The organism is Dehalococcoides sp. UCH007 (assembly GCF_001010485.1).
Taxonomy (GTDB): domain Bacteria; phylum Chloroflexota; class Dehalococcoidia; order Dehalococcoidales; family Dehalococcoidaceae; genus Dehalococcoides; species Dehalococcoides mccartyi_A.
In genome coordinates, this window is the sequence record NZ_AP014722.1 from 1036621 (window position 1) to 1056500 (window position 19880).

Consider the following 19880-nt stretch of genomic DNA (forward strand, 5'->3'; position numbering starts at 1 on the left):
CTCTCACAAGCAGGGCTTTAATTAGTTTCTTAAACTAGTGACTATCTGCCGCCCTTTACGCGATTGTAGCAATTGCTGCAATACACGGGACGACCCTGACGGGGTTCAAAGGGAACCTCGGTGTCCTGACCGCACTGTGCACAGACAGCCTGGAACATCTGGCGAGCGGGACCTCTGCTCATACCCCCGAAACCACCGGTCGAACCGCCTCTTTCAGCCTTGCGGGCCTGGCGGCAGCTAACGCAGCGCTTGGGATCATTGGTGTAGCCGCGAGAAGCATAAAGCTCCTGCTCGGAAGCTGTAAAGGTGAATGAAGCGCCGCAATCAGCACACTGGATTTCTTTATCCTGGTAAGCCAATTTGGATGACCTCCTCTCTGAAAATAGTTGGCTAGATTTGCGGTCATCCAAAGTGAAGGGTTAACCGATGAGACAACCTGTGTTCTAAACCACCAGAGGTAATTATACAATTGTGTATTACTATTTACAAATACCAATTCGTCTTTTTTGCCATATTTTCCTAAAAAGAGTAAAATATTTTTTCAGATAGTGAATAAAGAAGCAGTAAAAACAAACTTGAATAACATTTTCACCCATATCCCCTACGGCTTACGCCAGCGTTACCGACTGGTCTTTTCCGTTTAACTCCCGCTTTTTCATTTTTTGAGATTTGCAGGGCGAAGTGTGCCCTTGTATCCAGGCTATTTTCAGGAGAAAGATTTTGGAAAACTACCAGAGAACAGATATCCGTAATATTGCCATTATTGCTCACGTAGACCACGGCAAAACCAGCCTGGTGGACGTGATGCTTAAACAAAGCCGTATTTTCCGTGAAAACCAGCATGTTGGCGAACTTATCATGGACCGCAATACTCTGGAACGGGAAAAAGGAATTACTATTCTGGCCAAAAACACCGCCATAACCTACCGCGGAGTAAAGATAAACATTATTGATACTCCCGGACACGCTGACTTTTCGGGTGAGGTTGAGCGGGTACTGAACATGGCAGACGGCTGTCTCTTAGTGATTGACAGTATAGACGGCCCTATGCCCCAAACCCGTTTTGTGCTTAAGGAAGCCATGCAGAAAAAGCTGAAGCCTATTGTAGTTATAAACAAGATAGACCGCGAAAATGCCCGCCCTGAAATAGTGCTGGGGCTGGTACAGGACTTGTTTCTGGAGCTGGCTACCACCGAGGAACAGCTGGACTTCCCGGTAGTTTATACCTCTGCCCGCGAAGGGTATGCCGTAAATACCCCCGGTACAAAAAGCACCGACCTTATCCCCCTGTTTGAGTGCATACTGGATAAAATCCCCCCGCCCAGCATCGCCCAGGGTGAATTCCAAATGCTTATTTCCAACCTGGATTATGATACCCACAAAGGGCGGATAGCTATCGGGCGCATTCAGCGGGGTAAAATATGCTCCCATGACCGGGTAGTTAATATAGATTCCCAAAATAAAGCTCACCCTTTTGAAGTGGGTCAGGTATTTACCTTTATGGGATTGGGCAAACAGGAAGTGGAATGTGCCGAAGCGGGTGAGATAGTGGCCATTACCGGGCTGGAAAACGCCTCTATAGGTGATACCGTCACCAGTCCTCTCCAGCCTGAGGCCCTGCCCCGCATTGAAATAGGCGAACCTACTGTCAGAATGACTTTCGGGGTCAATACCTCACCTTTCGGGGGGCGGGAAGGTAAATTCTGCACCTCACGCCAGCTTCGGGAAAGGCTTTTCCGTGAACTGGAGACCAATATAGGGCTGAGGGTTGAGGAAACTGATTCGCCGGACTCATTCTTGATTTCCGGGCGGGGCGAACTCCACCTGTCCATCCTGGTAGAGACCATGCGCCGCGAAGGGTATGAATTTGAAATATCCAAACCTGAAGCCATCACAAAAGATATAAACGGCAAAGTCTATGAGCCGGTGGAAACGCTGACGATAGATGTCCGCGAGGACTTTGTGGGAGAGGTCACCGAACTTCTGGGTAAACGCCAGGCCCGCATGACTGATATGCACAATGACGGCGAAGGAAACGTAAGGCTGGAATACAATATACCCACCCGTGGTCTTATCGGCTTCCGCAACTCGTTCCTGACAGCTACCAGAGGCACAGGCGTACTGAACAGCCAGTTTCTGGATTTTCAACCCTGGTGCGGTGAAATAGAGCAAAGCCGGACCGGCGCATTGGTGGCAGCCGAAGCAGGCTTATCCTGCACTTACGGGCTTAACAACTCGCAGGAACGGGGCATACTGATGATAGATGCCAATGTACCTGTTTACGAGGGCATGATAGTCGGCCTGCATGCCAGAGGGCTTGACCTGGCGGTAAATGTCTGCAAGCAGAAAAAGATGACCAATATCCGTTCGTCAACCTCGGACATTGCCATAAAACTGGTGCCGCCTATGAAACTCAGTCTTGAGCAATCTATGGACTTTATCGCCGATGACGAACTGGTTGAGGTAACCCCCAAGGGTATCCGCCTGCGGAAAAAGATACTGGATACCGAGATGCGGCTTCGGGCACGCAAACGCACTGAAAACAACTAATCAAAGTCCAGCTAATAGTTCTTACCCAAGGGGGCGATATTAAAGTTGCCCCTTTTGTATGGGCTGAGATAGATTTAAGCGAACTAGACAAATGTTACAGTTCCCTAAGCTCTTTTGCCCATAAAACCGGCCGCCCCTCGTTGTGGAGGGGCGGCTGTCATTTACCCGGCTTGTACTGTCAAATCTTAGAGAGTACTGGCAACTGCATGGAAAGTGTTATCTATCCAGTGCCCTTTTATCAGCCTCGTGTTTAACTGAGATTGAAGTGGAGGCATCAGATATATCCACCCTGTTGGTTTCCTTAATAAACATGAAACCCACTACCAAACATATACCGGCAATAGCCATAGGCCACCACAACCCGGCAAAGTCATTGCCTGTAGCATTGATAAGTATCATACCTATCATAGGAACCAAACCACCGAAGACACCATTACCCAGATGGTAAGGCAGAGACATGGAAGTATAACGTATCTTGGTGGGGAATAACTCTACCAGGAAGGCGGCAATAGGCCCGTAAACCATAGTTACATAAATCACCTGAATAAATACCAGGAGACCCAGCATCACAGGGTTGTAGCCTATATAATCAAACAGGAAATGCTGACCAGGGTCAGTAGGCGCAAACGCTGCCATCAAACCATATATAGGATAGTACGTCAGCACAGCCAGCAGCATACCTGTCAGCATTACCTTCTTCCTGCCTATCCGGTCAGAGAGAGACCCGAAGAAGACAAAGAACGGCATGGCCAATAACAAAGCCGCACCGACTATAAGGTTGGAATCAATGAGCGGGGTTTCAAAGATTTTTTGCAGATAGAATAGAGCATAGAACTGTCCTGTGTACCAGACCACGCCCTGACCCATGGTAGCCCCGAACAGGGCTATCAAAACCCAGCGCAGGTTGTAAGGATTGGCAAAGCTTTCCTTGAGCGGATTTTTCGAAACAGCCTTGGTATCCTTAAGCTGCTGGAACAAAGGAGATTCTTTTAGAGCTCTGCGTATCCAGAGTGACAGTACTACCAGCAATATGGATGCCATGAAAGGCAGACGCCAGCCCCATTCGTTGAAGTCTGCTTCTCCCAGACCTATGCGGGTAAGCAAAATAACACCCAGAGAAATAAGCAAGCCCAGTGTTGCCGTAGTCTGAATCCAACTGGTGTAGAAACCGCGCTTTCCCTGCGGGGCGTGTTCAGCCACAAAGGTAGCCGCACCGCCGTACTGGCCACCCAAAGCCAGACCCTGGAGAATACGCATGGAAATAAGGATTATACCAGCCCAGGGGCCCAGAACATCCTGGGTGGGTAACAAACCGATAAGAAAGGTGCATGAGCCCATGATGGTAATAGTAATAAGGTAAGTAAATTTGCGGCCAACCAGATCACCTATCCGGCCAAAAACTATGGCACCGAACGGGCGAACCAGAAAACCGACAGCAAACGTGCCCAGCCAAGCGATAATATCGCCGATGGGTGTACCGGTATTATAGAATTTGCTGGCAATGGTAGTTGCCAAAGCACCGAAGATATAAAAATCATACCATTCTATAACCGTACCGGCGGAAGAAGCGAATATTACCTTCCATATACCTTTGGGAGTGGGGGGGCTAGATGTTTGCATCATATGTCCCTCCTATAGCTCTCTTTTAATTTATTTGTTAACTCTTTGCTTTGCCGCTGGAATTGTTAAGATTATTCTTCCGAGCGGATAAGCATTATGGGAATATGGGAGTGACGAACAACCCGTTCGGCTACGCTTCCCAGTAACCAGCGGGCGGCACCACTCCGTCCGTGTGTAGACATGGCAATCACGTCCACCTTCTCTTTCTCTGCTACATTCAGTATAACTTCAGCGGCTCCGCCTTCCCTTAACAGAACCCTGACATCATACCCCTCGCCTTTGAGTTTGTTTTCAACACCGGCCATATATTCCTTACCGGTGTCTACCTGTTCATTTACTGAAACAGCGGCAATGGCAGGGTCTGAAAATGCGAACTCCACAGCAGGATTAGACACCACATTTAAAAGCAGAATCTGGCTACCCTCTGAAAAGGCCAAAGCCTTGGCATGAGGTAATACTCCTTCAGCAACCTTTGAACCGTCCAACGGAACCAGGATCTTCTTGTACATTCATTACCTCCTGATAATTACTGGTCTTAACATGTACCTGACGGAAAAGACCTGCTTTTAGCGGTTTCCAAGTCCGATTGTATTTTATATATCACTTGCCGTTTATTTCCGTTTAAACCATAAAATGAGAGAACACTACTCCCCTTCTATTTGTCGGATTTTTCGGCAAACCAGAAATAAAATACAATCAGTCAAGCGCTGTGATTACAGCAGACAGAGGTACCCTGCGTATACTAAAAAGCTATCAGTATCCGCAGAATAGAATAAAAGAAAAGTTGCTCATGCTTTCCGACCTCCTTAAGATTTACTCAGACAGTTAAAGGATAACTATGCCGGGGTAAATTCGGGAACCTCTCCTATTGGAGAACTAGGGAAGCAGAGAAATAAGAAGTGACAACAGAATAACCTAATTCAATAAATAATGTCAAATTCAGCCTTGTAAAAGGCTTTAAAAAGCCATTTCACAGCTAAATTGTCAACAAAGTTGTCACTACAAGGAAGCTTACTGTCTATGAAGAAGGGGTTTCTTCAGGGGCTTTTTTAGCAACAAAACTCTCCGGTGCAACAATACCGCTTGAGATAAGCATTTTTATAGCTACCTCTACCGGTATATCCGTACGCATCAGCTTTTCATCAGGAATCAGCTCCAGATAACCGCTGGTGGGATTGGGGACATTGGGGATAAAAACCAGATTGTATTCCTGTCCGTCTTCATTGTTTACAACCCTGTTGGTTATAAACCCCATAGCCTTCAAACCGGGCTTGGGAAACTCCAGTATAACTACCTCGCGGAAAGATGCTTTCTTCAGGCCGGATATGCTCTCCAGTACCTGTTTAACCCCTTTTTGAATTTGCCCGAAAAGGGGCAGGCGATAAGCCAGATTTTCAAAGGTTTTTACCACCTTGTGCCCTAAATAATTGCTGAGAAGTATGCCGATTATGAGCACCAGCAGTATTGTAAGTACTACCCCCAGCCCCACTATCTCCTGGCCGAATATCCCGGACACGACAGGCTGGAGGATATGATCAATAGACTGAAAAAGCCAAATTAGAACAAGTATTGAAGCACCGACCGGCACAACTATAAGAATACCGGCTAAAAACCGGCTGCGCAGGTATTTCAGTATACGAGTCCAAATATTATTATATTCAAACATTTATTTCTCTCCGCAATAGCTGACTTCCAAACCAAATTATACCATTCCACCCTTTAAATACCGCATAAACAAGGACGGCAGTCACCCCCTCCGGATTAACTGCCGTCCGTTCTACCTCAAACCGGGTTACATATGCACCCGGTAAGGTCCGAACAACTATATTATTTGAGCGGGAATAACACTTTGTCAATAACGTGTATCAAACCATTGGCAGTTTCTATATCTTTGGTGACAATATGAGCGGTATTTATGGCCAGAATTTTACCGGAAATCTGAATCTCCACCGGTTTATCCAAAGCTGTATTAATGGAATACAATTTAGATAGCTCCCCAGCAGTATAACGGCCTGGTATGATGTGATAAAGCATTACAGATTTTAATTCAGATTCATTTTCCATCAGGTAGTCCAGCATACCTTCCGGTATTTTTGCAAAAGCATCATTATCCGGTGCCAATATAGTGAATGGCCCGCCCCTAAGGGTGACGATAAGGCCCACCTGGGTAACTGCTTTGCACAAGATAGAAAGATTTAAGTTTGCCGATGCAGTATCAATCAGATCCAACATAAATCCCTCTCCTCAGGCTATTAAATTTATTAACATCAGTTTAAACACCGGATTACCGAAATGTAAATACCTTTTTTGCTTTAGATATTTTTTTATTATGTAATTAACCGTACCCTTAAATATATTCTATTTAAAGGTACTTTATATCAATTCTGAGTATCACCAGCCTTTATTATTTGGGGCTAAAGTGAGAAAATATGGCGTTTAGAAAAAACTGGAGTAAAAATTTGGATAATAAGACGAAACTGAAACTCTGTCTGCTGGCTAATGCATCTGACGAGTTAAATTTGAAATGGGCAAATTCTTTCGCCAGACGCGGCCACGAGGTACACATATTCAGCTTTGACCAAATAAAAGACGGGGTTGAAATAGCAAAAGAAATCAAATTCCACCATTTAGTGTTTCCGGTTAAATACCCATTTACCTATCTGACTTTTTTTCAAGCTCAGCTTTCCTTGATGTCTCTAAAGCCGGATATTATCCATGCCATAAATATGTCTGACTACGGCATACTAGCCGGACTGGTCTGCCGTATAGGCTGCTTAAAGCCTATTACCCTGACAGCAGTCGGCCCTGATATACTGCATGATGCCCATACCGCCCACGGCTGGGCTATCAAACACGTACTGCCGCTTTCAAAAGTGGTTACCTGCGATACGGATGAAATCGCTCTGGATATGGTAAAACTGGGCATGAAAGAAGACCACATATTCCTTATGTCACGCAGCGGCGAACTGGATCTATCCCGCTTGGAGGCTACCTATCTTGCCATGAGGAAAACCCGCAGCTAATCCCTCCGAACTGCAAAAAGGGGTGGCAGTAATACTGCCACCCCTTTTTAAAATACCCTCAATAGAGTTATTTGACTGAATCCTTGAACTCAAGCCCCAGATGGAAACCCTTGTTCTTTTCTTCATAACCCTTGATGTCCAGCAGTTTCTCAAGCCAGAGCTTAGTTTCTACATAAGTTTCCTGAGCGATTTCGTGGCGGGGCTGGCTGAAAGTGCCGGCTTCTTTCTTTGAAGCATGCATTTCTTTCAGTTTGGTTTCAATCTGAGCCAGCCATTTGGCCTTGTCAGGCGCAGTTTCCGGATTAAATTTTTCTCCGTCTTTCAAACGAAAAGCATCAACGTACATACCAGCCGCTACTTTTGAATAATTCTCATTCAAAACGTAGCGGGTAGCTTCTCCCAATGTAAGTTCCATGTGTCCTCCTAGAAATCTTTGTATTAAATAACAGCCGCCAAACGGCAACTCTATGATACCGCAGAGAAAACATATATAATCTAATAAATGGGCAACCGTCTGGCAGGCAGTTGCCACCTTTTGAACGTTATATTATATGCCATATAACGCAATCTCTCAAGACATAAATTAAATACGCCTTAAGGAATACTGCTATGACTGAAATAATACAACTTATGGCAGATAACGAGACTCTGATAGGGCAGCTTTACCGTCTTTATGCCCAGCGTTTTCCGGCAGAAAAAGCATTTTTTCTTAGCATTGCATCCGAAGAGGACAATCACCATGACTGGATTATAAATATATCCAGGCAAGCTGCCGAACAAAATTCCCCGCTAAAATTAAAAACTTTTACCACTCTAGCCATCAAAGCGTATCAAAACTATATGCTGCAGGAAATGCAGCCGGAGAAAATTAAGAATTTAAACTTCCATCAGGCGCTCAGTATTAGTCTATATATTGAAAAATCCCTGTTGGAAAAGCATTTTCTGGATGTATTTAAGAACGGCGATCCTAAACTTGAAAATATTACCAACTCTCTGGTAGCGGCCACCACTGAACATGCCAAACGGGTACAGGATAAACTGAGCAGCATAACCCAGAGAGATTAAACTGTAAACCCTACAACAGTATTTGCACAAAATATATTTGCTGCTTTTAAGCAGTTACTTAGCCTTAATCAGCCCCAAAATAAGTATTTGCCCTTATTGTATATTCAAATAGATGTTTACCTATAATGGTTTAAATAAATAACTCTGAGGAGGCATTTATGGCGTCCAAATTTGAACTTTTCAAAGACAAAAAAGGCGAATTCCGGTGGAGATTGATAGCCAGCAACGGGCAGACGATTGCTGACTCCGGCGAAGGCTATACCACCCATGCCAATGCAATTAACGGCATTGAATCTGTCAAAAAAAATGCACCTGTTGCCCCAGTGGTAGACCTCAGTCAATAATAACCTGTCAGCTTAACTCTTTAACAAAATCAAGTGGCGGGCTGCAGCCCGCCACTTCTTTTCAATTCTAATACAGAATGGGATTTCAACTATAGAGCTAAAGGCCGTTTTGCCCTAAAAACTCCCGCAGCAGGCTGTTAAACGCCGACGGTTTTTCCAAAGCAGGCAAATGCCCGGCCTGCTTTATTTCCTGGAAAGACGCCCGCGGAATGGACTTAACAAATCTGTCCCCGATGGTATGCATATCAGGAACATCATGTTCACCTACCAGTACCAGCGTAGGTATTTTAAGGCTCAGATAGTCTTCGGCCTCAGGGCGTTTTAACCTTTGTTCCCGTTTACCGCCAACTATTGCCTGATAGTTTTCTTCCAGCATTTTCTTGCACAACCGGTAGACACCCTTGTCTATATCTGCGTCTGTCCGGCTGTTACCGACCAGCCAAATTTGCAGATAAAGCTCTATGGCTTTGGTTTTCTGTCCAAGCGAAATCAGCTCTTCCAGCTGGCGGTCAAGGTCTAAAAATTTTTCATCTGTATTGCGGTAACCGCGCATACACGGGTCTACCAGCACCAGGGCGGAAACCATATCCGGGTGGAGCAGAGCCAAATCCAGAGCATACGTACCTCCCACCGAGTTACCCGCAAGCACCGCTTTATCTATCCGCAAAAGATGAAGCAACTCCAGCACGTCACGGTAGTAGTTAAAAATATCACCGGTAATGACACTCTGACCGTAACCGCGCATATCCGGCGCAATTACATGATAGTCTTTGGCAAATTCGCAGAGCTGGTTATGCCAGGAACGGCTGTCAGTAATGCCGGCGTGCATAAAAACCAGCGCCGGGCCGCTGCCTGCTTCCCGGTAGGATAAATCTACCCCCGGCAAACGGGCTATCTGAGGTGCAAATTCATTTTCAGCTGTCATCCTGTTTTTCTCCTGTAGTTGTATCAGCTTTAGCATTTCCCCACCAGGCACGCAGCCTGTTCACGATATTAAGTTCATAACCCAGTTTACCCGGAAAATAAAAACGGCTGTTCTTGATAGCTTCGGGCAGATTTTGCTGCTTTACAAAGTGGTTTTGATAGTTATGGGCATATTTATAATCTTTGCCGTAACCCAGGTCTTTCATAAGGCCGGTTGGGGCATTGCGAAGGTGGAGAGGCACATCTGCCTGAGGGTTTCGGGCTATTTCCTTCTGGACACTGGAATAAGCCGTATATACGGAATTGCTTTTGGGTGAGGCAGCCAGATAAATAACCGCTTCGGCCAGTGCCAGTTTGCCTTCGGGCATACCCAAGAAGTGGACTGCCTGCTGGGCGGCCATAGCTACCACCAGCCCCTGTGGGTCAGCCAGCCCCACGTCTTCGGTGGCAAAACGGATTACCCGGCGGGCAATATATAAAGGGTCTTCTCCCGCTTCCAGCATCCTGCCCAGCCAGTAAACAGCCGCATCCGGGTCAGAGCCTCTCATAGTTTTGTGCAGGGCTGAAATCAAATCGTAGTGCTGTTCACCGCTTTTATCATACCGCAGGCTTTTCTTCTGGGCGGCATCTTCAACCTGGGGCAAGCCTACCACCCTCCAGCCGTCTTTGTCAGGCAGGGTGGTCATAACCGCCAGTTCCAGTATATTTAAAGCAATACGGGCATCACCCTGAGCAAAACTGCTGATATGCTTTTCGGCCTCCTCAAGCAGTCTGGCATGGTAATTCCCCAAACCGCTTGGGTCTTTCAAAGAACGCTTGAGAATAAGCGATATTTCTTTCTCCGAAAGGGGATTTAAGACATACACCTGAGCGCGGGAAAGCAGGGCGGAATTCACCTCAAACGAGGGGTTTTCAGTAGTAGCACCGATAAGCACCACTGTGCCATCCTCTACATAGGGCAAAATGGCATCCTGCTGGGATTTATTGAAACGGTGGATTTCATCTATAAAAAGGATAGTCCGCCTGCGTTCAAATTTCAGGCGTTCACGGGCTTCCTCTACCACCCGCCGCAAGTCCGCCACCCCGGCTGAAACGGCACTCAGTGCCGAAAAATAGGCATCCAGACGACGGGCAATTATATTCGCCAGAGTAGTTTTGCCTGAACCCGGCGGCCCCCAAAAAATGAGCGAGGGTATTTTGTCACCCTCTATGGCCAGTCTGAGGGCGCGGCCTTCACCTATGAGGTGATCCTGCCCCACAAATTCAGACAGCCCCTCCGGACGCATTCTTGCAGCCAGCGGAGACTGGCTTTTTTTCAGTTTTTCAGCGCCTGCATCAAAAAGATCCATAATTCTTTCCGGCATGTTTACTGGCTATCAAAAGCACCTCATCCGGATGGTTGGTAGAAATAACCAGCTTGCGGTATTTGCTGTTTACCAGGTTTATAGAAACTGTAGGCGTTTTGGGAGTGATACAAACCAGTATCCGCCCCTTTTTATCCCAGGTCATACGCACGCCATAGCCGCCGTAAAAATCACGGTTGCGGCCGTTTATTTCAGCCGATTCCACATCCAGCCAGGGGAAGAAACGCTTGAAATAACCGAAGCGTATATAAATGCCTTCGGTAGAAAGGCTGATAAACATTTTGCGCATATTGTAGACCAGCAGTGTCACGCCCAGCATTACCAGAGCCATAAATATTACCAGCCAGTAAGGCACCTCATCCGCAGGCGTAGGCGGGTTGATGGCTAAATACCCCAGCAAGGATATTATAACCACACCTACAGCCGCCTCAATAATAGCCATAATCTCCATAACCCTGAAACGCAGTTCTTCCGAATATATCTCACTGGCGTAAAAAAGCCGGTTATCTATCTTTGACATAAGTCTCCTATTATCAGGGTATCCAGATATTTTGGGCGGTGATTATATCTGCCATACCGGGCAGCACCAGCGGAGAAGAAGATTTTGTGTAAAAAGCCAGCCCCTTGAAACTGGTAAGGTACTGGTGTCCGGATGCCGGCCAGCCGGATTTGGCGGTAACTATGAGCGGGTCTTTTACCCTGTTAAGCAAAGACAAAAATTCCTGCGGCTCCAGGCGGATTATAACCCCTGAGGCCTTGGTTGCCTGGGCGATGGCTGCATAAGCCCCGGCACCGCTTCCGTATGCCATGTTAGTCTGCCTCCAGCTTATAAGCTAAACCAAGAATAAACCAAAGGGAATTGTACCACAAGGCAGGCAAATTTACTTGTACCCGCCCGGCAAATATCCCCCGCCGTACTAAAATGCTAATGATATCTTTGCACTTCAAAACGATAAAGTTTTACCGGTGCATCTTCAGATATGCCAGCCTTCTGGCGGCAAATGGCTATCTGTTCTGACGGGGTATCCACCCCCTCCAAATCAGGCAGCAGCAGCCCTCTTAGGTGACCGCTTTCCACTATGACCCCGTACTTTTTGGCATCCAGACTGCCCTTATCTTCTATCGGTTGGGGTGAAGCCAGCACATCAACACTGTAACTTAAAAACGACAACTCCCACTCTGACACAGGTTCAAAGCGGGGGTCTTTGCTTGAGGAACTTACGGCATTAGAGACAATCTCGTCTGCAATATTATCAAAGCGGGGTTCAAAAGTGCCTATGCAACCCCGGAGTTCTCCCAGTTTTTTAATGGATACAAATACCCCTGCCTCACCTGAAAGTTCAGCGGATATTTCGGCTGAAGGGGTAATAACCTTTTTCTCTCTGACAAAAGTCTCCACCGCCGCTCTGGCAAGTGTTACCTGGGGGGATTCTTCAGTTTGCTCAACAACCAGACCTGCATACCCTACCACCTGATCCATGTGGTGAGTAATGTCGCCGCTAGTCTGGTAGGCCACCACTCTGGCTCTTTTAGCACCCATCTCTTTTACGGCAGTAAGCATGGCCGCAACCGGGGCATAACCGCACATGGTTATATGGTTTGCCTGTATCCTTTCCAGCATATCTGCGGCATCCAGCTTGACAATGGCATCCAGTGCCATGCTGTCTTTCAAGTGAGCTTCTGCCTGAGGCTCGTAATGGGTCATATCTGACGAGGCAATAATTATCGCTTCCCGCCCTGTTTCCCTGAGGGCACTGGCAATGCCATGCCCGATATCTTCCAGTGTTTCAGTCTTACCGAAAGAGAGCGTTATGGGAACGATTTTTATATCCGGCTTAAAGTACTGGAGTATAGGTATCTGCACTTCTATAGAGTGTTCATACTGGTGGGCAGACGGGTCTGCCTTTATATGGCGGCAGTATTTCATGATAGAGTGGGCCAGCGGAGAGTCTATTTCCACCTCTCCCATAGGTGTCTGCCAGATACCCGAAGCCATTATGGCATATTCCGCCCCGATACCGGTATGGCTAGGGCCAAGTATGATAACTGTCTCAGGCAAGTCTAAACGGGAAGCTACCGCCATGGCTACTCCTCCCGAATACGGGTAACCGGCATGAGGCATAACCGCACCTAAATACCGCTCCTTAGTCACCCCTTGTATTTCCAATGGGGTAATAACTGAACGAATTTTTTCTTTGCTGGCCGGATAATAACGTCCCGCCGCAGACGCTGGTCTTAACATTATTCACCTTCCGCCGGGGAAGAGAGCCGGATATAAAGCTTTGACTTACAACGCCGGCAGCAGTCATTTTCCAGCCCGCATATTTCACTGTCATAACCTTTGCGGCGGATAAGTACCTGCCCGCATTCAGAACAGATGGTAGTCTCGCTTTTATTTCCGGGCACATTCCCCATATATATATATTTCAGCCCTTCACCCTTACCTATCTCAACCGCTGTTTCCAGCGTCTCAATAGGTGTCGGGTGGATATCCTTCATATCCCGGCAGGGATAAAAACGGGTGACATGCCAGGGAGTAAGCTCCCCCAGACGGGTTTTTATCCAGCGGGCTATACCGGTAAGTTGTTCAGGGTCATCATTATACGTGGGAATAATATTTGTTACCACTTCCACATGCATGCCCCACTGAGTTTTTGCTCTTTCAGTAATAGCCAGTATCTTTTCCCAATGCTGTATTTTAGATAACTTTTTATAAGTATCCGCTGTAAAACCCTTTATATCCACCCGAAAAGCATCAAGATACGGGCCGATAGTATCCAATGCATCTGCGGTCATATAGCCATTGGTCACATATACGGTATATAAACCGCTGTTTTTGGCCAGACGGGCACAATCCAGCGTATATTCAAACCAGACCGTAGGTTCGTTATAGGTAAAGGCCATACCTTGACAATGGTATTCTTTTGCCATGTTAACAGCCTGTTCGGGCAAAAGGGTGCGGGAGCTGAAAAGCCTTTCATAGGTATCCGGACAGGCAATCTCCCAGTTCTGGCAGCCGGTACAGTGAAAGTTGCACCCCCAGCTGCCCAGCGAAAACACCTGACTGCCGGGATAAAAATGATAGAGCGGCTTCTTTTCTATGGGGTCTACCGCTACCGAAGAAGTACGCCCGTAATTAAGGCTGAACAGAGAGCCGCTTATGTTTTGGTAGACCTGACAAACGCCCAAATGATTGGGATTTATACGGCAATTCCACTGGCAGGTATGACAGCGGGTTACTCCGTTTGGCATCTTTTGGTAGAGCAGGGCTTCGTGCATAATCGTTCCTTCGAGTAAATTATAACACCACACCCTGATAAAAAACACGGCTTCAAGCCGGTCTGCAAAGCGTCAACTGAAAAGGTTCATCACAGCAATACCGCTTACAGTTAAAACCACCCCGCATATCTGGAATATCCGCAGTCTTCTGCCCGCAGGCCATTCCAAAAGGAAACCCGGTATCAGCCGCATTAACAGGAAAGCGTATACCAGCACAAACAGGGGACGGGCACTGGAGATTGCCGAAACCAGCGAAATAGGGCCATGCTGTATAGACCAGAGAAGGAGCAGCATACCCCCGAACAGAAAAAGTTCATCTAAAACTATCAGGGAGTAACAAAGCACCGGCTTTGTAAGACCCTTCAGTTCAGCAAAAACACTTCTGCGGAGAGCTACTGCCAGCAGAAACAGGGCAAGGCATATACTGCTAACCCAGTAACTGTTCCAGAAGGTAATCACATCAAGCACGTGTTTATTGATAATGTCAGACCCGGATATAAGCAGCCCCGCTAGTATCAGCAAAACCGTAGTCTTACTGAGGCGGAACGGCCCGCTATTGCCGTTTTTCCGGGCAGATACCAGTATAACTCCCCCCACTACCGCCAATATAGCCAACCACCTGAGCAAACCTATGCTTTCGCCCAGTAACGGCACTGCCATAAGGCTTACAAAAATGGGGTAAGAGTAATATATGGGTATAACCCGCGAAACTTCTTCAGTCTTCAAAGCAAACAGCATTATGTAAACAGAACAGGCACGCAGGATACCGGCTGTAACCGCCAGCAAAATGATATCCGGGGGAGTACCCTCTGCAAAAGGAAATGCAAAAGCCAGCGGAATGTTGTAGATTACCATAAGGAGCCCTACCGGCAGGATAAAGGCTTTTAGACTGGGAAATCTTTTTTGGAGAAGATGCCCGTCCAGAATATTCACCATGCTCAAAAGAGCAGTGGCCAGTAGAGCCGTAAAAAACCAAGACATATCTAAACGACTTAGTCTACACTATAATGGCATATTTTTAAATGCCTAAGTACCTGTCTCTTTCATAGTGTCAATATCACCTGTTTGCAGCTAAATACCACCCTGATTTTACCCGCCGCAATATATCCGATAAGTGGCCGTCAGGCATTTATCCAAGATGCCGTATCCTTTTACTGCGTTTGACTTTGGCAAGTATTGTCACTATACTATCAGAGCATATTGACGCGGGGTGGAGCAGTGGTAGCTCGTCGGGCTCATAACCCGAAGGCCATAGGTTCGAATCCTATCCCCGCTACCAATTCTAAAGCTAAAAAGCCTTCCGGAAGAATACCGGGGGGCTTTTTCTATAGGAGGGAAAAAATGCTTAAAATCAGCGGCACCAAAAAAGAAGTGGCATACCTTACCATTAACTACAAGGACGGCACCAGAGAAACTCTGGATGACTATGCCCTGGTGGGATTAAGCGGTGAAACATGGTTCAGCCTGCTCCATGCCGAATTATCTGCGGATGATATGGTGGAGCTGAATAACCATATAGCTGACCTTACCTATAAAATACGGGATTTTCTGGATAAGAAAAAGTAAGCTTCCAGCTTAAATATCTTCTGGAATACTTCTTATAACAATAAAGCCCGCCTTAAAAGCGGGCTTTTCTTGGTTCCTGGTATAAAAGCCTAGCGTTTCATATTTACATATTGCAAGGGTACGTCAAAATCCTGCTGGCTGAGAAGACGCATTATCTCCTGCAGGTCATCTATCTGCTTGCCTGTTATGCGTATCTGCTCGCCTTGAATGGCAGAATCCAGCTTGAGCTTGGTAGATTTGATAAACTTGGTTATTCTGGAAGCGGTCTCTTTGGTTAGGCCGTCTTTTATTTTTATCTCGGTTTTGGCAGCACCCAGCGAAACGGTATGGGCATCCGCAATATCAAGACACTTGCTGTCCAGCTTGAAGCGGACGCACTGCTGAATCAGCGTTTCAATAATAGCCTTCAGCTTGAATTCATCTTCGGCAACAATCTCTATTTTCTTGTCTTTGCGGTTCAGTTCCAGTTCATATTTGGCATTTTTAAAATCATAACGGTTGCCAAGGTCACGCTTGGCATTATTCACGGCATTGTCCATGGCTTGCATGTCTACCGTGCTTACCACATCTAGAGACGGCATATATCCTCCCCTTCCAGCTTGTCCAATATTACTTCATTTTAGCACGTACAGGATTAAAATTCCGCAAATAAAAGCTGCAATAGATATTGTTATTTCGGCATACAAGGGCAATAATATACCAATATATACCCGTCCAAATAGCTAAGGAGTATAAAAACCTTGATTCAGATTGAATACACTATGAACAAAAAACACCTCCGCATGTATATGATTGAAAGGCTTAAAGGTTGGGGCATATATATTTTGTGTGTGGGACTGCTGGGTATAGGGGTGGGTATCTGGGCAGAAGATCCGGATAATATAGCACTTATACTGGGTATGCTGGTTTTCTTAGTTGTTATTGCATATTGCGGGTATGCTTTTCTAGTTAGAATAATAGCAAAAAATTCAAGCCCCACTGATAAGTGGGCTTTTAACGAAGACGGGATCCATCATGCTACCGCGACTGGTACAGGAATAATATACTGGACAGCTTTTAAGAAATGGCAAAAGAAAAAACATTTCTATTATCTGAAACGGAATATGCTAATCAGCCTGAATTTCCCTGTAGAAAGCATACCTGCCGAAAAACGCTTTGAATTTGAAGACTTGCTCAAGCGGAAAATAGGTAAATAAAAGCGGCTTTAAATATTCTTGTTGCTATACTGGTTTTGGGATGGTTAAGTAAAACCCAAAGGCAAAGAATAACAGCTGCAAAAGACCTCTTAAAACAAAAAAGAGGCCTTCAAACCTCTTAAAAAATAAGCTGGTCCTGCCGCTAGCCCGATTACGCTCAGGGCTCCGCCCACGGGAGGGGACCTGGATGATAATTAAGCCGCTCGGCGCCTCAACCGACAGCACCCTGATTTCCCCCGGCAGGACCAACAATGTCTATCAACTTTTTAATATTCAGGAAGTTTAGCCTAACCTGAACTGGTGATGCTAAATTATGACAGAATTATTCTGTTTTGGCAATACCATTTAACCGTCAAATATGCCTGATTCTTAAATTTAATAAACCCAAGCACCAGACGCCACTATATGCTACTTCTCAATAAATGACTCCGGCTCATTCAAAAAATCACGGTAGACCCGGTAATACTGGGTATCGTAATAGCCTATACTGGAGACAGGTGCAGTATCAAACGTGTATATAGAAGCACCGGGACATGCCAGCAATATAGGCGAATGGCTGACAATAATAAATTGATTATGGTCTGAGGCGGATGCCTGACTCAGAAGGTTCAGCAGCATGATTTGGCTTTTGGGTGACAGAGCTGTCTCAGGTTCATCCATAAAATACAATCCCTTTACCTTATAGCGTGATTCAAAGTATTTCATCAGCGATTGCCCGTGGGAACGGTTGGTAAGGGAGTCCCCGCCGAAGTATTTTAAAATATCCGGGGAAGCCGCCGCCCATTCATCCAGAAAACGGGTAAAGTCCTGAAAGGTGCGTGAATCAAAAAATGAGCCTTTTACCCCGCCCTTAGGCAAACCAAGCTCCAGATAGTCTGACAAACTATCCGCATAGGGGTTATTATCCAGCGTCAGGCGGCTGGTATCCTCCCAGATATGCACACCAGCCTTACGGCAAATAGCCCGAAGCAGGGTGGACTTACCGCTGCCGTTTTCGCCAATGAAAAAGGTAACCGGTCTGTCTAATACTATCTGAGGTGTCTTATGCAGTACATCCAGATTAAAGGGATAAACGCTATTATCCGGAAATCTGTCCGACCTGATTTTCACATTATCCAGAAACATGGGGCATGCCTCATTTCCCAAAACTATATCTTGCCATTGTATGACTGCGGAATAAAGCTGTCAACGCATAAAGTGCAATAATACTGGACAGGCAGTTATCCGGCATGGTATTAAATAGCATATTTAAACCCCTAATGTGAGACGGTATGAATACAAAACTGAAAATAGTTTTAATAAGCGGATCACCCCGAAAAGGCAATACAGAGTACATACTGGGAAATCTGGACAAGCTGCTTAAAAAAGAGGGGGCGGATACCAGCTGTATATTGCTCAGGAAATACAACATCTGCGCCTGTACGGGCTGTCTGGCCTGCGAAACAGGTCTGCAAAACCAAAGGGGCAACTGCAAACAGAAAGATGACATGCCCGAACTGCTGGAACAACTGAAACAGGCGGATATATTAGTTCTGGGTACGCCCGTCTATTTTGAGATGCTGAGCGGGTTGATGAAAAACTTTATAGACCGCACCTGTCCCGTCTGGCCAAGCCTGCAGGGTAAAAAAATGGGTGGAGTAGCAGTGGCCGAAGAGGGTATAGGCCAAGCTCTGCTGAATTTGAAACAATACGCAGATGTCTGCCGTATGAAATACCTGGGCAGTCTGGAACTGCTGGCCAAAACACCTAAAGAAGCCAGCCATGACAGCTCTCTGCCTGAAAAAATAAAGGGCTTCGCTGATTTGCTGCTTCAGGGCTGAAGCAGCAGTGTTCGGCTGTAGGCCATTTCAAAACCCGCCCTGCGGGCATTACGTTCGGATGAATTGCCCGGTGCGGATACAAATACCATCTGGCGGACACCCATTTTACGGGCTATTTTCATGCGGTGCCGGATAAGAGCAGTCTGAACCCCATGACGTCTAAAATCCGGTAAAGTAGCATCCCCTCCCAGTTCAGCCATATTTCCCCTGACATATAAAACCCCGCCCCCGGCCGGTTTGCCATCAAGATAGGCCAGATAGGCTAAAGAGTTACGGCAGTGATAATTCGGCTCGCAGATGGTCTGCATAGCCGCAAGGTCTGAATCAGTACAGGAAAAACCATGGCTGACCACATCCAGCCAGGTAAGGTAATTATTCTTATTAACCGGCCAAATAACAATGCCCTGAGACTCTTTCATTTCAAGGTGAGAGCTGCTGACTTCGTGTACCAGTACACTGTCAAACTGATAAACTGTATAACCCCGTTTTCCCAGCATATAGACCATATTTTCTTCTACCAGCGGGCATACGTCCAGCATGGCTTTAAGACCATGGCTGTTATAAAATTCCTCTATGCCAGGCAAATCTTCTTCAAGCAGGGTTTCTTTTAGACCAAGACACATCACCCTGTTTATAGGTGATTCAGCTCCGTCATAGATGAGGAATGCCCCTTTGAACTCACGGACACAACTGTCTGCATCAGGGTGCAAACGCACTCTGGCTGCAACATAATCAACCCTGCGGTGAGCCTGAAGCTCCTCCAGCGAAGCGGCTAAAGGCAAAGTCAGATTCATATACCTAATACTTTACCCGCTCTGTCCTGTTTCCACAATAACCATACCAAAATATTGCCGTTACTTTTGTTATCAGTTATACAGACATACAGGTGAAGGCACAGACCGGAATACCGCCCTATAATATGCTGGCCCATTGACCAGTGTTTTCACGGAGGAGATAGTCCTAAAGCGTCCATAGGCGTATTTATGACTGCCAATCCAGTTACAATAACAGCTTTTCCCCCTGAATTTACACAAACGGCATTGCGTCAGACAGGAAATCAAATCTGTCTTCAACACACTGCACCCCCTGCCTGAAAAGGATTCATCCCCATTCAGGCAGGTCATGGTTC

23 protein-coding genes and 1 tRNA gene are annotated in these 19880 nt (G+C 46.3%); 8 read left to right on the top strand and 16 right to left on the bottom strand.

Features of this window, described 5'->3' with window-relative positions; translation table 11 throughout:
* Nucleotides 1-41 precede the first annotated feature (41 nt).
* Entirely contained in the window at nt 42-359 is a 318-nt protein-coding gene (locus UCH007_RS05455; RefSeq protein WP_010936985.1) for a zinc-ribbon domain containing protein, read from the bottom strand.
* A 361-nt stretch (nt 360-720) separates the two neighbouring features.
* Here UCH007_RS05455 and typA point away from each other — a divergent pair, with 361 nt between their 5' ends.
* Complete coding sequence (gene typA, locus UCH007_RS05460; RefSeq protein WP_046961271.1) at nt 721-2550, top strand: translational GTPase TypA; 1830 nt, start codon at nt 721-723, stop codon at nt 2548-2550.
* A 216-nt stretch (nt 2551-2766) separates the two neighbouring features.
* On the opposite strand, the gene UCH007_RS05465 is transcribed toward typA, so the two are convergent.
* From UCH007_RS05465 to UCH007_RS05480, 4 genes are all read right to left on the bottom strand, one after another.
* Entirely contained in the window at nt 2767-4173 is a 1407-nt protein-coding gene (locus UCH007_RS05465) for an MFS transporter (protein ID WP_012882346.1), read from the bottom strand.
* Between the two features lie 68 nt (nt 4174-4241).
* Nucleotides 4242-4679, bottom strand: coding sequence for a universal stress protein (locus UCH007_RS05470; protein ID WP_012882347.1), 438 nt, complete (start codon nt 4677-4679; stop codon nt 4242-4244).
* Nucleotides 4680-5188: 509 nt separating this feature from the next.
* Nucleotides 5189-5836, bottom strand: coding sequence for a DUF502 domain-containing protein (locus UCH007_RS05475; RefSeq protein WP_046961272.1), 648 nt, complete (start codon nt 5834-5836; stop codon nt 5189-5191).
* Nucleotides 5837-5997: 161 nt separating this feature from the next.
* A complete protein-coding gene (locus UCH007_RS05480; RefSeq protein ID WP_046961273.1) occupies nt 5998-6402 on the bottom strand; it encodes a fasciclin domain-containing protein in 405 nt (134 codons plus the stop codon).
* 197 nt (nt 6403-6599) lie between these two features.
* On the opposite strand from UCH007_RS05480, the gene UCH007_RS05485 reads away from it, so the two are divergent.
* Complete coding sequence (locus UCH007_RS05485; protein ID WP_231854685.1) at nt 6600-7193, top strand: glycosyltransferase; 594 nt, start codon at nt 6600-6602, stop codon at nt 7191-7193.
* A gap of 67 nt (nt 7194-7260) precedes the next feature.
* On the opposite strand, the gene UCH007_RS05490 is transcribed toward UCH007_RS05485, so the two are convergent.
* Nucleotides 7261-7608 (bottom strand): hypothetical protein, encoded by a 348-nt coding sequence (locus UCH007_RS05490; protein ID WP_012882351.1) that lies wholly within the window; start codon nt 7606-7608, stop codon nt 7261-7263.
* A gap of 194 nt (nt 7609-7802) precedes the next feature.
* Between UCH007_RS05490 and UCH007_RS05495 the strand changes: the two genes are divergently transcribed.
* Both UCH007_RS05495 and UCH007_RS05500 read left to right on the top strand, forming a co-directional pair.
* Nucleotides 7803-8258 carry a hypothetical protein gene (locus tag UCH007_RS05495; protein ID WP_046961274.1) on the top strand — a complete coding sequence of 152 codons (456 nt, stop codon included), beginning with the start codon at nt 7803-7805 and terminating at the stop codon, nt 8256-8258.
* Between the two features lie 158 nt (nt 8259-8416).
* The gene (locus tag UCH007_RS05500) at nt 8417-8602 is read left to right on the top strand and encodes a YegP family protein (protein ID WP_012882353.1); all 186 of its coding nucleotides are present in this window, start codon (nt 8417-8419) and stop codon (nt 8600-8602) included.
* Between the two features lie 97 nt (nt 8603-8699).
* Here the strand turns inward: UCH007_RS05500 and UCH007_RS05505 are convergent, their stop codons facing one another.
* From UCH007_RS05505 to UCH007_RS05535, 7 genes are all read right to left on the bottom strand, one after another.
* Nucleotides 8700-9527: an alpha/beta fold hydrolase gene (locus UCH007_RS05505; RefSeq protein WP_046961275.1), complete on the bottom strand. Its 828-nt coding sequence runs from the start codon at nt 9525-9527 to the stop codon at nt 8700-8702.
* Complete coding sequence (locus UCH007_RS05510; protein WP_046961276.1) at nt 9517-10890, bottom strand: replication-associated recombination protein A; 1374 nt, start codon at nt 10888-10890, stop codon at nt 9517-9519. Before UCH007_RS05510 ends, UCH007_RS05505 begins: the two co-directional genes overlap by 11 nt.
* Entirely contained in the window at nt 10862-11410 is a 549-nt protein-coding gene (locus tag UCH007_RS05515; protein WP_012882356.1) for a hypothetical protein, read from the bottom strand. The genes UCH007_RS05510 and UCH007_RS05515 overlap by 29 nt, the downstream gene beginning before the upstream one ends.
* 13 nt (nt 11411-11423) lie before the next feature.
* Nucleotides 11424-11699 (bottom strand): hypothetical protein, encoded by a 276-nt coding sequence (locus UCH007_RS05520; RefSeq protein WP_046961277.1) that lies wholly within the window; start codon nt 11697-11699, stop codon nt 11424-11426.
* A gap of 116 nt (nt 11700-11815) precedes the next feature.
* Complete coding sequence (gene amrB / locus UCH007_RS05525) at nt 11816-13132, bottom strand: AmmeMemoRadiSam system protein B (protein ID WP_046961278.1); 1317 nt, start codon at nt 13130-13132, stop codon at nt 11816-11818.
* Complete coding sequence (gene amrS, locus UCH007_RS05530) at nt 13132-14169, bottom strand: AmmeMemoRadiSam system radical SAM enzyme (RefSeq protein ID WP_046961279.1); 1038 nt, start codon at nt 14167-14169, stop codon at nt 13132-13134. Before amrS ends, amrB begins: the two co-directional genes overlap by 1 nt.
* Nucleotides 14170-14241: 72 nt before the next feature.
* Nucleotides 14242-15150, bottom strand: coding sequence for a DMT family transporter (locus tag UCH007_RS05535; RefSeq protein WP_023652628.1), 909 nt, complete (start codon nt 15148-15150; stop codon nt 14242-14244).
* A 223-nt stretch (nt 15151-15373) separates the two neighbouring features.
* On the opposite strand from UCH007_RS05535, the gene UCH007_RS05540 reads away from it, so the two are divergent.
* Together UCH007_RS05540 and UCH007_RS05545 are read left to right on the top strand one after the other, a co-directional pair.
* Nucleotides 15374-15448: transfer RNA gene (locus UCH007_RS05540), tRNA-Met, on the top strand.
* 62 nt (nt 15449-15510) lie between these two features.
* Entirely contained in the window at nt 15511-15735 is a 225-nt protein-coding gene (locus UCH007_RS05545) for a hypothetical protein (RefSeq protein ID WP_023652629.1), read from the top strand.
* A gap of 89 nt (nt 15736-15824) precedes the next feature.
* Here UCH007_RS05545 and UCH007_RS05550 read toward each other — a convergent pair whose 3' ends face one another.
* Entirely contained in the window at nt 15825-16316 is a 492-nt protein-coding gene (locus tag UCH007_RS05550) for a YajQ family cyclic di-GMP-binding protein (protein ID WP_023652630.1), read from the bottom strand.
* A gap of 159 nt (nt 16317-16475) precedes the next feature.
* Here UCH007_RS05550 and UCH007_RS05555 point away from each other — a divergent pair, with 159 nt between their 5' ends.
* The gene (locus UCH007_RS05555) at nt 16476-16931 is read left to right on the top strand and encodes a YcxB family protein (protein WP_023652631.1); all 456 of its coding nucleotides are present in this window, start codon (nt 16476-16478) and stop codon (nt 16929-16931) included.
* 408 nt (nt 16932-17339) lie between these two features.
* Here the strand turns inward: UCH007_RS05555 and UCH007_RS05560 are convergent, their stop codons facing one another.
* Nucleotides 17340-18056 carry an AAA family ATPase gene (locus UCH007_RS05560; protein ID WP_012882363.1) on the bottom strand — a complete coding sequence of 239 codons (717 nt, stop codon included), beginning with the start codon at nt 18054-18056 and terminating at the stop codon, nt 17340-17342.
* 146 nt (nt 18057-18202) lie between these two features.
* Between UCH007_RS05560 and UCH007_RS05565 the strand changes: the two genes are divergently transcribed.
* Nucleotides 18203-18751, top strand: coding sequence for a flavodoxin family protein (locus tag UCH007_RS05565; RefSeq protein WP_041331245.1), 549 nt, complete (start codon nt 18203-18205; stop codon nt 18749-18751).
* Here UCH007_RS05565 and UCH007_RS05570 read toward each other — a convergent pair.
* Complete coding sequence (locus UCH007_RS05570) at nt 18742-19545, bottom strand: GNAT family N-acetyltransferase (RefSeq protein WP_046961280.1); 804 nt, start codon at nt 19543-19545, stop codon at nt 18742-18744. The two genes, UCH007_RS05565 and UCH007_RS05570, sit on opposite strands and share 10 nt — an antisense overlap.
* Nucleotides 19546-19880: the final 335 nt, after the last annotated feature.

What these genes read in the sequence shown, in the direction of transcription:
- UCH007_RS05500 (WP_012882353.1), top strand. Translation starts at nt 8,417, where the DNA reads ATGGCGTCCAAATTTGAACTTTTCAAAGACAAAAAAGGCGAATTCCGG.
- UCH007_RS05480 (WP_046961273.1), bottom strand. Translation starts at nt 6,402, where the DNA reads ATGTTGGATCTGATTGATACTGCATCGGCAAACTTAAATCTTTCTATC.
- UCH007_RS05505 (WP_046961275.1), bottom strand. Translation starts at nt 9,527, where the DNA reads ATGACAGCTGAAAATGAATTTGCACCTCAGATAGCCCGTTTGCCGGGG.
- UCH007_RS05535 (WP_023652628.1), bottom strand. Translation starts at nt 15,150, where the DNA reads ATGTCTTGGTTTTTTACGGCTCTACTGGCCACTGCTCTTTTGAGCATG.
- amrB (WP_046961278.1), bottom strand. Translation starts at nt 13,132, where the DNA reads ATGTTAAGACCAGCGTCTGCGGCGGGACGTTATTATCCGGCCAGCAAA.
- UCH007_RS05485 (WP_231854685.1), top strand. Translation starts at nt 6,600, where the DNA reads ATGGCGTTTAGAAAAAACTGGAGTAAAAATTTGGATAATAAGACGAAA.
- UCH007_RS05520 (WP_046961277.1), bottom strand. Translation starts at nt 11,699, where the DNA reads ATGGCATACGGAAGCGGTGCCGGGGCTTATGCAGCCATCGCCCAGGCA.
- UCH007_RS05565 (WP_041331245.1), top strand. Translation starts at nt 18,203, where the DNA reads ATGAATACAAAACTGAAAATAGTTTTAATAAGCGGATCACCCCGAAAA.
- UCH007_RS05510 (WP_046961276.1), bottom strand. Translation starts at nt 10,890, where the DNA reads ATGCCGGAAAGAATTATGGATCTTTTTGATGCAGGCGCTGAAAAACTG.
- UCH007_RS05470 (WP_012882347.1), bottom strand. Translation starts at nt 4,679, where the DNA reads ATGTACAAGAAGATCCTGGTTCCGTTGGACGGTTCAAAGGTTGCTGAA.
- UCH007_RS05570 (WP_046961280.1), bottom strand. Translation starts at nt 19,545, where the DNA reads ATGAATCTGACTTTGCCTTTAGCCGCTTCGCTGGAGGAGCTTCAGGCT.
- UCH007_RS05495 (WP_046961274.1), top strand. Translation starts at nt 7,803, where the DNA reads ATGACTGAAATAATACAACTTATGGCAGATAACGAGACTCTGATAGGG.
- UCH007_RS05515 (WP_012882356.1), bottom strand. Translation starts at nt 11,410, where the DNA reads ATGTCAAAGATAGATAACCGGCTTTTTTACGCCAGTGAGATATATTCG.
- UCH007_RS05475 (WP_046961272.1), bottom strand. Translation starts at nt 5,836, where the DNA reads ATGTTTGAATATAATAATATTTGGACTCGTATACTGAAATACCTGCGC.
- amrS (WP_046961279.1), bottom strand. Translation starts at nt 14,169, where the DNA reads ATGCACGAAGCCCTGCTCTACCAAAAGATGCCAAACGGAGTAACCCGC.
- UCH007_RS05550 (WP_023652630.1), bottom strand. Translation starts at nt 16,316, where the DNA reads ATGCCGTCTCTAGATGTGGTAAGCACGGTAGACATGCAAGCCATGGAC.
- UCH007_RS05490 (WP_012882351.1), bottom strand. Translation starts at nt 7,608, where the DNA reads ATGGAACTTACATTGGGAGAAGCTACCCGCTACGTTTTGAATGAGAAT.
- UCH007_RS05560 (WP_012882363.1), bottom strand. Translation starts at nt 18,056, where the DNA reads ATGTTTCTGGATAATGTGAAAATCAGGTCGGACAGATTTCCGGATAAT.
- UCH007_RS05465 (WP_012882346.1), bottom strand. Translation starts at nt 4,173, where the DNA reads ATGATGCAAACATCTAGCCCCCCCACTCCCAAAGGTATATGGAAGGTA.
- UCH007_RS05545 (WP_023652629.1), top strand. Translation starts at nt 15,511, where the DNA reads ATGCTTAAAATCAGCGGCACCAAAAAAGAAGTGGCATACCTTACCATT.